This is a genomic window from Vibrio sp. 1-2 (7-a) (assembly GCF_013048515.1).
Lineage (GTDB): Bacteria > Pseudomonadota > Gammaproteobacteria > Enterobacterales > Vibrionaceae > Vibrio > Vibrio diabolicus.
The window spans coordinates 84,006-95,995 of sequence record NZ_VHSQ01000001.1 but is presented as its reverse complement, the minus strand read 5'-3'; the positions used below and the strand labels follow the sequence as shown (position 1 = coordinate 95,995).

The window sequence follows — 11,990 nt, the reverse complement described above, 5'->3', positions numbered from 1 at the left end:
CATTTTAAGCCGCGCGCCTTTCTCTCATGTCTCATTCCTGATGACATATAAAGCATTTCTTTAGTTACCTAGCATATTGAAAGGACTTGCGTATACTCAATCACATAACTCACCTTAGAAAGTATCATTATGCGTTTACGTTGGCCCTTGCTCATATTCTCTTCATTACTTTCTGCTTTTTCACAAGCGTACCCTCATCAAGAAGTGTTGCCGGAAGGCTCTCGCATCAGTTTAGTCGCGGAAAAACTCAGTGAGAATGCTGAACTTGACGGTGTTCATCCTACCGAACAACTGTTCCCACCAGCCAGTACATTAAAAATCGTCACAGCATTAGCGGCAAAGTTAGAGCTGGGTGATAACTTCCGCTTTCGAACCAAGCTAGAAGCGTCGAGCTCAGACGCAGTGATTTACTTTGTCGGCGATCCAACGCTCCAAACCAACGATTTAAAATCACTTCTTACCCTAGCCAAGAAAAATGGCTTAAAACGTATTGACGGTGACTTATGGCTCGATAACAGCGCATTCACTGGTTACAACCGTGCAGTGGGCTGGCCGTGGGATATCTTGGGAGTTTGCTACAGCGCTCCGGCATCGACCATCACACTCAATAACAACTGTGTGCAGGCTTCTATCTATACGCAAAAAGACGGTGGGACTCGAGTCTACGTACCTGAGCATCAACCTATTCGTGTAACAAGTACTGTCGAGACCGTTTCTAAAACGATTAAGAAAAGTCGTCATTGCGATTTAGGCTTAGTCGCAAATCCTGATAACAACTACAAGCTAACTGGATGCTTAGTTGAGAGGGAGAAACCATTGCCACTTAAATTTGCCGTTCAAGATCCCGAACTTTATACCAGCCATAGATTGGCAGCTCTGCTTAAGCAGCTCAATATTGAGTTATCAGGAAAGATTAGGATCGGTTCGGCTCCGGAAAAGCAGCGCAAGCTAATCGCCATGCATCAATCAGAGGCACTACCAGACATTCTGGAAGAAATGCTTAAAAACTCTGATAACTTGATTGCAGACACATTAACCAAAACACTTGGCGCTAAGTTTTTTGTTCAGTCAGGTAGCTTTGCCAACGGTACAGAGGCGATCAAGCAGATCATTTTCGCCAATACTGGTATTGATATTCGTAATGCGCGCCTAGAAGACGGCTCAGGACTTTCACGAAACAATCGTATTTCCGCCACCAAAATGGCGGAAATTCTTCGTTATATTTGGAAGCACGAAGACGAGCTTAAACTGATCGCCATCATGCCGAAGTCAGGTGAGTCAGGCACACTAAAGTACCGACAAAGTATGCGAAAGTTGCCAATTAAAGGACAATTGATCGCCAAAAGCGGCTCCCTCTACGGAACTTACAACATGGCCGGATATGGCTTGGATAAAAATGGTCAACCTAATACCGTTTTTGTTCAGTTTGTTTCAGACTACTTCCCAGAAAAAAGGGACGATAACAAACCTGTCATCGCCCCTATTACACATTTTGAGCAGCTTTTTTACAATGATATTGTGAACTTTAGTCAGGCGATACCCAAGAAATAGTTCACCACATTAAAGTATATCCACATCCCTGAAATATCGACGATAGATGCAAGCACTGGACTCACCAATACCGCTGGGTCCATCTTGCAAGCTCGTGCAATAATTGGTAGCAGCCCACCTAATGTTGTAGAAATCGTTACTTGGATGAATAACGCAACCGCTATTGCCAATGCGATATCGGTAAGTTCAAAGCCCCCTGTTGATTGACCGGCACTAAATAACATAATACGTCCAATCATCACGATAGCGATCGCTAACGCAATAAATAGAGCAACGCGGCTCTCTTTCCACAAAACTTCTAGCCATTGGCGTTTCTTTAGCTCCCCAGTTGCAAGAGCACGAATCACCAAAGTTGCAGCTTGTGTTCCTGTATTACCACCAGCCGCAGCGATCACAGGCATGTACACCGCAAGCAAAACGAGCTGGCTAAGAGTGTCCTCATACTGAGCAATGATCAAACCCGACACAATCCCTAAAAGTGCCAGTGCAATGATCCACCCAATACGCTGCTTCACGTGCCCCAAAACACTAGTCGATAAATAACCATCAGGTGTATCAACTTCAGACATATGCAAACCCAATTGGTGAGCATAATGACGTGCGCGTTTGTCATGGCCTGCTTGCTCAAGTTGAGCAATAAGACTATTCACATAACCGACAGAGCAATGCTGCAAAATACCTACCGCCTCATCAATCGGCATGATCGTAAGCAAATGGACTTGTTGCTCTTGCTCATACTGCAAAAATGCATTGCGAGCTGCACCAATTTCTACTTCAGAAAAGTTTGGTGTTGTTTCAATAAAAGTGTTGTTCATTACCGTCATGGCGAATCTCCCGATTGGCATTGGTAACGACCATCGACAAGGCACGCAAAGTTAATCTTGCATACTTAAAGTCACACAACAATTAAGATGCACAGAGAAAACCAATGCGGATGCACTGTCTATTCAGAATGTATGAAGGAAATAACGAGAAGAAAATTAGAAAAGATGCCTCACCACTTAGGTAAGGCGGAGATCGCCAATACCGAAGCGGGTTATTTCGCTCCCTTGCTCTTACTCACCCAACGACTGGGAGGATGGTCGGTATTGTTCATGTAAATCTCCGATAACGCTGCCATTATTGGCAGCGTGAGTATAGTAGCAAAGTTCAACATGTTTGGAAGTTTTACTTTGTCTTTTTCGCTAAATTTTTATACAAAAAAAGCGCCCATCAGGCGCTTTAATTTGCAGCGATTATTGATTACTGAATAGTAATACGTGCAAATTTACGTTTGCCTACTTGGAACACGTAAGTACCCGCTTCTGGAGCAAATTTGCTGTCCGCAATTTTTTCACCATCCATCTTCACAGCGCCCTGCTTAACCATACGCATCGCATCTGACGATGATGGGCATAAGCCAGCTTCTTTCAACAGATTGCTCACTGGGCGACCTGCATCAAAATCAAATTCTGGCATTTCATCAGGAATTTGGTTCTTCGCAAAACGGTTTACGAATTCTTGCTCTGCCGTATCTGCATCAGCTTCGCTGTGGAAACGAGCAATAATTTCTTTTGCTAGCAATACTTTGATGTCACGAGGGTTTTTTCCCGCTTCTACATCAGCTTTGAATTGAGCAATCTCTTCCAGAGGACGGAAAGATAGCAGCTCGTAGTAGCTCCACATTAGGTCATCAGAAATAGACATGATTTTACCAAACATTTCGCTTGGCGCTTCGCTGATACCGATGTAGTTGTTTGCTGACTTAGACATCTTCTTCTCGCCATCAAGGCCCACTAGAAGAGGCATCATAAGTACAACCTGTGGTTTTTGACCGTGAGACTTTTGCAGTTCACGACCCATTAGCAGGTTGAACTTCTGGTCAGTACCACCAAGCTCAACGTCAGTTTCCATTGCTACTGAGTCCCAACCTTGTAGAAGTGGGTACATGAACTCATGAATAGCAATTGGCTGACCACCCGCGTAACGCTTTTTAAAGTCATCACGCTCTAGCATACGAGCAACGGTTTGGTTTGCAGCAAGACGAATCATACCTTCTGCACCAAGCTCAGATAACCACTCAGAGTTGAACTGAATCTTAGTTTTTGCAGGGTCTAGAATTTTGAATACCTGCTCTTTGTAAGTTTCAGCATTACGCAATACGTCTTCGCGGCTTAGCGGTGGACGTGTTGTGTTTTTACCTGTTGGGTCACCAACCATTGCAGTGAAGTCACCAATTAGGAACGTCACCTCATGACCTAGCTCTTGGAACAAGCGAAGCTTATTGAAAATAACCGTATGACCTAGGTGAATATCTGGAGCCGTAGGATCCGCACCCAATTTAATACGTAGAGGACGGTCTTCTTTTAGTTTTGCGATAAGCTCTTCTTCTGGAATCAGCTCTTCAACACCGCGCTTAATCTCGGCTAGTGCAGCTTCAATGCTCGCCATTCTTGTTCACTCCCACAGATTTGGCAAAAATATAATAGCTGAACATATTACTTGAATAGCGATGCATTTTGAAACACGTTAGACTAGGTAGTTGTCAATTTTTCCGTTTAATTTAGCAATCAAGTACCTCATGCATTCGATTTTTGTCCGACTTCCACTCTTGCACAAAGTATTGATCGGTTTTTTTAGTGCGCTGATTATCTTCGCGCTCTTCTTTTTACCTGATCCGCAAGACCTAGACCCGCAGCAGAGCCGATTAAAAGTTGGTCAACATTATCCTGTGCCAGTTTCCCTAGAACTCAGTGCACTAAACAGTTCGTCTCCAGCGTCCCCCGCTGTACTGCGTTGGGAAACGTACAAAGTGAAAAATGGTGAGAGTGCCGCCATCTTGTTTAGTCGCGTGGGGCTTTCTGCCCGCCTATTGCATGAGCTTGTCTCATCAGACAAAGAAGTGGAAAAGCAATTAACCCGACTTCGACCTGGCGATCGATTGCAATTCGGTTTTGATGAAAACAACGACTTAGTACAGTTAAGAAGAACATTAAGCGCATTCGAAACTTTTCGTATCACGTTAAAAGACGGTAAATACGTCTCAGAAGTCGATAAAAAAGAAGTCGACTTCCAGTACAACTACGCTGAAGCCACCATCAAATCAAACTTTTGGAATGCGGGAATATCTTCTGGATTAAATGGTAACCAAATCATGGAACTGGCTGGCATATTTGGTTGGGACATCGACTTTGCTTTAGATATTCGTAAAAACGACAGCTTCCGAGTGCTTTACCAAGAGGAAGTGGTAGAAGGTGAAGTAATCGGTCGTGGAAAAATCATTGCTGCGATCTTTAAAAACCAAGGCGATACCTTCACCGCAATACTGGATCAGAAAAGTGGCAAGTATTACGACGAAAATGGACGAGCAATGAAAAAAGCGTTCTTGCGCGCGCCGTTGGATTTCCGTCGAGTTTCGTCTAACTTCAACCCACGCCGCTTACACCCTGTAACGGGACGCGTTCGTCCTCATAGAGGCACGGACTATGCGGCACCAGTGGGCACCCCGATTTGGGCGGCTGGCGATGGTGTCGTTCAAAAATCGTCTTACAACAAATTTAATGGTAACTACGTTTTCATTAAACATAGCAATACTTACATTACCAAGTACCTGCACTTAACTAAACGTACAGTACGAGCTGGTCAACGCGTTAAACAAGGCCAAACCATTGGTACGCTTGGCGGAACAGGTCGTGTAACAGGCCCTCACCTGCACTATGAGTTCCTTGTGAATGGTGTCCATAAAAACCCGCGCACGGTGAATTTGCCACAATCTAAATCCCTAACAGGAAAAGCGAGACAAACTTTCATGGCAAACGCGAAAATTAGCATGGACAAACTTGAGCGCTACAGCAAACTGTTAGCAATGAAGTAAATTGATGCATTGAAAAGGGCAGCTCAGCTGCCCTTTTTGTTTCTTTAATATCATTACGATGAAGCTTACTTTTCGGAGTGATGCTCTCTCCCGAGCATGAGCAAGCATGGTGTCAGAACCAGCGTTAACAAAGTCGCAAACGCCAAACCACCCGCGACAGCGGTCGCAAGCTGAGACCACCATTGAGTGCTTGGTGCGCCAAACTCCACTTTCTGATTAACTAAGTCGATGTTCATTTCTAACACCATTGGCAATAAGCCTAATATGGTGGTCACCGTCGTAAGTAAAACGGGTCTTAAACGCTGCACACCCGTACGCAAAATAGCCTCAGATTTTTCTAAACCACGCTTACGCATCTGATTATAAGTATCGATTAAAACAATATTGTTGTTTACCACGATACCAGCCAACGCAATCACTCCAATTCCCGACATAATGATGCCAAATGGCTTTTGGAAAATAAGTAACCCAGCGAAGACACCAACGGTAGAAAACAACACAGCACTGAGGATTAAGAAAGCTTGATAAAAGCTATTAAACTGCGTAATTAAAATCAAAGCCATCACACCAAGCGCGACAATAAAAGCATTTTGCAAGAATGCTGATGAGTTTTCTTGCTCTTCATTTTGACCCCGAATCTTATATTCAATGCCTTCCGGTAAGTCGAGCTGTTCCATTCCAGCGGCAATCTTAGGTAACTCAAGCGCCAAATTGTAACCTTCCACCATATCCGCTTTAATATTGATAACTCGATGACCGTCGACCCGACGAATAGTGTCTTGCTTATGATCTGGTTTGATTTGAGCAAAATTCGTAATCGGTACCAGACCAGCTGCCGTTTTCACTCTCAGTTGATCAAATCGACCTATGTCGCGCTTATCTTGCGGATAGCGCACCAAAATATCGACTTCTTCATCCGCATCATCGGGCAAATAATCGCCTATTTTCAAGCCGTTCGTAACAAACTGGACGGTATTCCCGACTAAAGTAGCATCCGCTGCAAAGCGAGAGGCGTCATCTCGCTGGATATCAATTTGCCAATCAATCCCTTCCTTATTAGTGGTATCACTCAAGTTGGTCAGTGCAGGATTACCATCAGCCCAGTGTCGTACTTTTTTGGCTGCTTCATCTAACGCACTAACACTCAAGTTTCGCGATGAAACTTCAATCACGAGATCATGCTCGACAGGCGGTCCTGCGTCCGGGAATTTATACTCAAGTTCAACACCATAAAAGCGATCTGTGGTCTCTTTTAGTTCCTCAATAATGGTTTTCACTTTTCGTCGATACTGCCAATCCACAGGAGTTATTTGAATCTGGCCAATCTCGTCCCCATTATCGCTCGACCCCGTGCGCGTGTAGACACTTTCAAACTCGTCATGACCGAGCATCACCTTCTCGATTTCGCGCATAACAACATCTTTTTCGTGAATAGACAGGTCACCATAAGAACGAACTTTAACGGTAAAAAAGGCTGGGTCCACTTCAGGGAAAAACTCTGCACCCAAGCCAGCCTTGTTGTAAGTGAAGCCGACACCTGCCGCTAGCAGTATCGCGCTGAATAATACTTTCCATGGGTGACGAATCGCCACCGACAGAGTCTGGTAATAAAGCTTGGTAATGCCTGTCGCTTTTTCAAAGTTGCCGTTATGCAGCTCAACCATTTCTCGCTGAGCTTTCTGATTGACTACTTGAGGCTTGCCAATGATCCCACCGATGACAGGAACGAACAGCAACGCCATCATCAGCGAAGCGGCCAAGGTAGCAATTAAAGTAAGTGGTAAGTACTTCATGAACTCACCTGTGATGTCTGGCCAGAAAAGTAACGGAGCAAACGCAGCCAATGTGGTTGAAGTGGATGCGGTAATTGGCCATGCCATCCGCTTTGCTGCATCTCGATAGGCTTCTTTACGTGGCGTACCTTCTTGCATGCGCCTGTCAGCAAACTCTGTCACCACAATGGCACCATCTACCAACATGCCCACCGCCATAATTAAGGCAAACAGTACGACGATATTGACCGTCAACCCAAATACCGATAACACCAACAACCCAGTCAAGAACGATCCCGGAATAGAAATACCTACGAGAAGCGCGGTCCTAACCCCCAATATGGCAATAATGACGATCACGACGAGGATAATTGCGGATAAGATATTGTTTTGTAGATCACTGAGCATCAATTTGACATCGTCGGATTGATCCCAAGTGTATTTGACTTGCAAATTGTCGGGCCACTCGGCTCGCTGTTGTCCCTGAGCCAGTACTTCTTTTACCAGCTCGACCGTTTCAATGATGTTTTCCCCTGCCCGTTTTTTTACGTCCAAAACGATGGCAGATTCACCATCTAAACGAGCAAAACTTTCAGGGTCGCGAAATGCACGTCGTACTGTCGCCACATCGCCAAAGGTGATCACCTCTTTGCCATTCACTTTGATTGGCAGTTCAAGCACATCTTTCAGTGAATCAAACACCGATGGGACTTTTACCGAAAAGCGTCCATACCCAGTATCGACAAATCCCGCTGCAACCACTCGGTTATTCAAGGCGATTAAATTATAAATATCCGCTTGATCGAGACCGTAGCTTTCCATCAATAGCGGATCGACAACTATTTCCACGATGTCTTCGCGATCCCCTGCGATTTCAACCTCAAGAACCTGACGGAAACTCTCCAAACGATCTCGTAGCGTTCTGGCAATCTGTACAATGGTCCGCTCTGGTACGGTGCCATATAGAACAACAGTCAAAACGGGCTCTTCAGATGCAAACGTGACTTCATTTACCGTTGGCTCATCACTGTCCTCTGGCAATTTTGGCTTCGCAAGGTCAACGGCGTCTCGGACATCTGCCATCGCTTTATCAAGATCCACTCCAACACTAAATTCCAGCGTCACCGAAGCATGACCTTCTGATGCCACAGAGGTCATCTCTTTTACGCCTTCAATAGAGCGCAACTCTTGCTCTATTGGGCGAACTAATAAACGCTCGGCATCGACGGGAGAAATGCCTTGATGTCCAACGGAAACGTAGATAATAGGAATGGTAATATCAGGGCTCGATTCCTTGGGGATCGTGACGTAAGTAATGACACCGGCAATTAAAATCATCACTAATAATGTCAGCATGGTGCGAGCGCGGGATAACGCAGCATCAATCAGAGTGTACATAAGTGCTCCTTACTGCTCACTAGCCGCTTCAACAACTACGTCATCAACTTTATTGGCCAGCACCTGATCGCCATCGCGTACAAACCCTTGCCCCAGCACGATAATATCGGCTCGCTCTCCTAACCCAGAGAGCCAAACACCATCATCCTCGGCCTTAACGAGCTGAATCGGAACAAATTCCACATGCTCATTACGCAGTGTTTTAACACCTAAATTACCTTTTTCATCGAGTGCTAGCATTGCAGCCGTAATCTTTACCGCTAACACTTCACTCAACGGCAACTGTACTTCAGCACTCATACCGGCCGGAATTCTTGCGTCTTGGTTATCAATTTCGATTTCAATTGGAAAGGTGTTAGTAGAAGCAGAAGAAACACGCCCAATGTAGCGTACCCGACCTTGATAATGCTGTTGGTTAATGGTTCTTACATCGGCTTGTAGGCCTTCCTTAAGGTATTGTATATGCCGCTCACTGACATCGGCTTCAATCACCAAAGTGTCCAAATCAATGACCGTCGCAATAGGATCGCCAATCCCTACAAAGTCGCCTAACTCAACAAAGTGGTGATCAACAATGCCATCGAATGGTGCTTTCACCTCGGTATTTCTTAATGCCGTTTGCACGTTGCTCAAACTCGCTCGAGCATCCACCAATGCCGCTTGTGCTGTCGCAAACGCAACTTCGCCCTGTAGTCCGCGACTTTTTAGCGATTTAGCTGCATTAAACTCTTTCTCTTTAACCAACAGCATCGCCTGAGCCCGCTTGAGCTGAATACCAAGATCGCGCGTGTCGATGCTTGCGATCACTTGCCCCTGCTTGACTGTTTGACCTTTTTCTATATTGAGGCTGACTATTTTACCCGCGACTTCAGCGCCAAGGCGCGCTTGACGATTGGGGGCAGTCCGTCCATACAGTTCGATGGTTTTACTTGTGGGTTCAGCAATAAAAGTGTCGAACATCACCTTTGCAAGTGGCGTGGTGTTCGTTGAAGAGGATGAAGAATTGAGATTATCATCTTGTGCTTTCAGTTGACCGATTGCCAGCCATGCAACAAGAAGCAATATGAGGATAAGAGATACTAGCCACGGGCGCTCGACAATGCGACGTCCGAAAGACGATCCAGACATATAAAGTCCTTTTTATTATTTCTCTGCATATTCTGCGAGAGCGACTTTACGTGACATCCTTCTACGTAAAGTTCAGGCAGCCACTGGCTGCCTGATTAGTGTTAATTACACACTGAACGATGCACCACAACCACATGTTGTCGTTGCATTTGGGTTGTTTACAAAGAAGCGCGCTCCTTCTAACCCTTCTGTGTAGTCAACAATGCCGCCAACGAGATATTGCAGACTCATAGGGTCTACAACCAGTGTTACACCACTGTTTACGATTGTCGTATCGCCTTCGTTTACATTTTCATCAAAAGTAAAGCCGTATTGGAAGCCGCTACAGCCGCCACCAGTAATGTATACGCGCAGTTTCAATGCTGGGTTTTCTTCTTCAGCAATCAATGCTTTAACGCGAGATGCTGCTGCGTCAGAAAAAGATAATGGTACGTTTACTTCGCTCACGAAGACCTCTCTCACTCGTGTAATGCGTCAAGCCTGAAGCAAGACGTCAAATTTGTGCTAATTGAGACGATTATCCAATACCTGACAAACTCGTTCAAGTATTCACCGCCGATTCTTTATAACAGATGCGGATATATAAGATTACACTGCGAAACAACACATAAATTAAGCAAAACGTTTCTAACTTGATTATAGCTAGGTACAATGCGCTCCACTTGGTCCGAGCAATCAAAAGAGGATAACCCCATGACCAAATCATCAGAGCTGTATCAAAAAGCTCAGCAAACCATCCCTGGCGGTGTCAATTCACCAGTTCGTGCATTCAACGGCGTTGGCGGCTCTCCGCTATTTATCGAACGAGCAGACGGTCCACTGATTTTTGATGCCGATGGTAAAGCGTACATTGATTACGTTGGCTCTTGGGGTCCAATGATTCTTGGCCACAACCACGCGGTTATCCGCGAAGCCGTCATTGACGCAGCGCAACGCGGCCTTAGCTTCGGCGCACCAACTGAACTTGAAATCGCGATGGCAGAGTTAGTTTCTGAACTTGTTCCATCAATGGAGCAAATCCGCATGGTAAGTTCTGGTACAGAAGCGACTATGAGCGCGATTCGCCTTGCACGTGGCTTCACTGGTCGCGACAAGATCATGAAGTTTGAAGGTTGTTACCATGGTCACGCAGACAGCTTACTAGTAAAAGCGGGCTCTGGTGCACTGACCCTTGGTCAACCAAGCTCTCCTGGCGTTCCTGCAGATTTTGCTAAGCACACGCTAACAGCAACATTCAACGACCTAGATTCTGTACGCGAGCTATTCGCTGCTAACAAAGGCGAAATCGCTTGTATCATCGTTGAGCCAGTTGCAGGCAACATGAACTGTATCCCACCAGTGGAAGGCTTCCACGAAGGTCTACGTGAAATCTGTGATCAAGAAGGCGCGCTACTGATTTTTGATGAAGTAATGACAGGCTTCCGCGTGGCACTTGGTGGCGCACAAGCGCACTACAACATCAAGCCAGACCTAACGACACTAGGTAAAGTGATCGGTGGTGGTATGCCAGTGGGTGCTTTCGGAGGTCGTAAAGAAGTAATGCAATACGTTGCGCCAACGGGTCCGGTTTACCAAGCGGGTACGCTTTCTGGCAACCCTGTCGCAATGGCTGCAGGCTATGCATGTTTGAACCTTCTAAAAGAAGAAGGCAACGAAAAACGCCTAGCTTCAAAAACCAAACAACTAGCAGATGGCTTTAAGTCTCTAGCAGAGAAACACGGTATTCCTCTGGTTGTGAACCAAGTGGGCGGCATGTTCGGCTTCTTCTTCACTGACCAAGAAAAAGTGACTTGCTACGAAGACGTAACGAAGTGCGATGTGGAACGCTTCAAGCGCTTCTTCCACTTAATGCTCAAACACGGTGTCTACCTAGCGCCTTCAGCGTTCGAAGCGAGCTTTACTTCCCTTGCTCACGGTTCAAAAGAAATCGATGCCACGCTAGAAGCGGCTGACCGCTGTTTTGCAACTCTTGCAGAAGAAGCAAAGTAATCGCTTAAAAGCTGCGATAACTAATTTAAAAAAGGACCATCACGGTCCTTTTTTATTGCCAATTCAATATAACCAATACTGCTAAAACACCAATAACAATGCCAAACCACGGTATTCGTTTGGCTTTTTTCTCGGTTTGACACTTTTTATCACCGTTGCAACAACCCATAGTTCATCTCTTGATTGATAACCGACTGATTTGTGGTCATTATAACAAGGTATATTGCTCTGCTCTAATTCGGCATTGTCATAAGCTTGAAAGAGTTAAGAGTGCAAAGTAATAAAGGTTCAACGCCATC

General features: G+C 45.4%; 8 protein-coding genes. 3 read left to right on the top strand and 5 right to left on the bottom strand.

The window, feature by feature from the left end; all coding sequences use genetic code 11:
- The first annotated feature begins 129 nt into the window (after positions 1-129).
- Entirely contained in the window at positions 130-1,551 is a 1,422-nt protein-coding gene (dacB, locus tag FKN08_RS00370; RefSeq protein ID WP_164666319.1) for a serine-type D-Ala-D-Ala carboxypeptidase, read from the top strand.
- Here dacB and FKN08_RS00365 read toward each other — a convergent pair.
- Together FKN08_RS00365 and tyrS are read right to left on the bottom strand one after the other, a co-directional pair.
- Positions 1,530-2,375, bottom strand: coding sequence for a magnesium transporter (locus tag FKN08_RS00365; protein ID WP_012841442.1), 846 nt, complete (start codon positions 2,373-2,375; stop codon positions 1,530-1,532). The two genes, dacB and FKN08_RS00365, sit on opposite strands and share 22 nt — an antisense overlap.
- A gap of 418 nt (positions 2,376-2,793) precedes the next feature.
- Positions 2,794-3,981, bottom strand: coding sequence for a tyrosine--tRNA ligase (tyrS, locus tag FKN08_RS00360; protein WP_170890996.1), 1,188 nt, complete (start codon positions 3,979-3,981; stop codon positions 2,794-2,796).
- Between the two features lie 130 nt (positions 3,982-4,111).
- Here tyrS and FKN08_RS00355 point away from each other — a divergent pair, with 130 nt between their 5' ends.
- Positions 4,112-5,404, top strand: coding sequence for a peptidoglycan DD-metalloendopeptidase family protein (locus FKN08_RS00355; RefSeq protein ID WP_046875053.1), 1,293 nt, complete (start codon positions 4,112-4,114; stop codon positions 5,402-5,404).
- A gap of 65 nt (positions 5,405-5,469) precedes the next feature.
- Here FKN08_RS00355 and vmeK read toward each other — a convergent pair whose 3' ends face one another.
- The 3 genes from vmeK to erpA form a co-directional block, all read right to left on the bottom strand.
- A complete protein-coding gene (gene vmeK, locus FKN08_RS00350; RefSeq protein ID WP_170890994.1) occupies positions 5,470-8,574 on the bottom strand; it encodes a multidrug efflux RND transporter permease subunit VmeK in 3,105 nt (1,034 codons plus the stop codon).
- A 9-nt stretch (positions 8,575-8,583) separates the two neighbouring features.
- Positions 8,584-9,702 (bottom strand): efflux RND transporter periplasmic adaptor subunit, encoded by a 1,119-nt coding sequence (locus tag FKN08_RS00345; protein WP_170890992.1) that lies wholly within the window; start codon positions 9,700-9,702, stop codon positions 8,584-8,586.
- A 105-nt stretch (positions 9,703-9,807) separates the two neighbouring features.
- Entirely contained in the window at positions 9,808-10,149 is a 342-nt protein-coding gene (erpA, locus tag FKN08_RS00340; protein WP_005380031.1) for an iron-sulfur cluster insertion protein ErpA, read from the bottom strand.
- 246 nt (positions 10,150-10,395) lie between these two features.
- Here erpA and hemL point away from each other — a divergent pair, with 246 nt between their 5' ends.
- Entirely contained in the window at positions 10,396-11,691 is a 1,296-nt protein-coding gene (gene hemL / locus FKN08_RS00335) for a glutamate-1-semialdehyde 2,1-aminomutase (RefSeq protein WP_012841437.1), read from the top strand.
- The last annotated feature ends 299 nt before the right edge of the window (positions 11,692-11,990 follow it).

Excerpts from the sequence above, each read along its gene's own strand:
- dacB (WP_164666319.1), top strand. The coding sequence starts at position 130 with ATGCGTTTACGTTGGCCCTTGCTCATATTCTCTTCATTACTTTCTGCT.
- FKN08_RS00365 (WP_012841442.1), bottom strand. The coding sequence starts at position 2,375 with ATGACGGTAATGAACAACACTTTTATTGAAACAACACCAAACTTTTCT.
- tyrS (WP_170890996.1), bottom strand. The coding sequence starts at position 3,981 with ATGGCGAGCATTGAAGCTGCACTAGCCGAGATTAAGCGCGGTGTTGAA.
- FKN08_RS00355 (WP_046875053.1), top strand. The coding sequence starts at position 4,112 with ATGCATTCGATTTTTGTCCGACTTCCACTCTTGCACAAAGTATTGATC.
- vmeK (WP_170890994.1), bottom strand. The coding sequence starts at position 8,574 with ATGTACACTCTGATTGATGCTGCGTTATCCCGCGCTCGCACCATGCTG.
- FKN08_RS00345 (WP_170890992.1), bottom strand. The coding sequence starts at position 9,702 with ATGTCTGGATCGTCTTTCGGACGTCGCATTGTCGAGCGCCCGTGGCTA.
- hemL (WP_012841437.1), top strand. The coding sequence starts at position 10,396 with ATGACCAAATCATCAGAGCTGTATCAAAAAGCTCAGCAAACCATCCCT.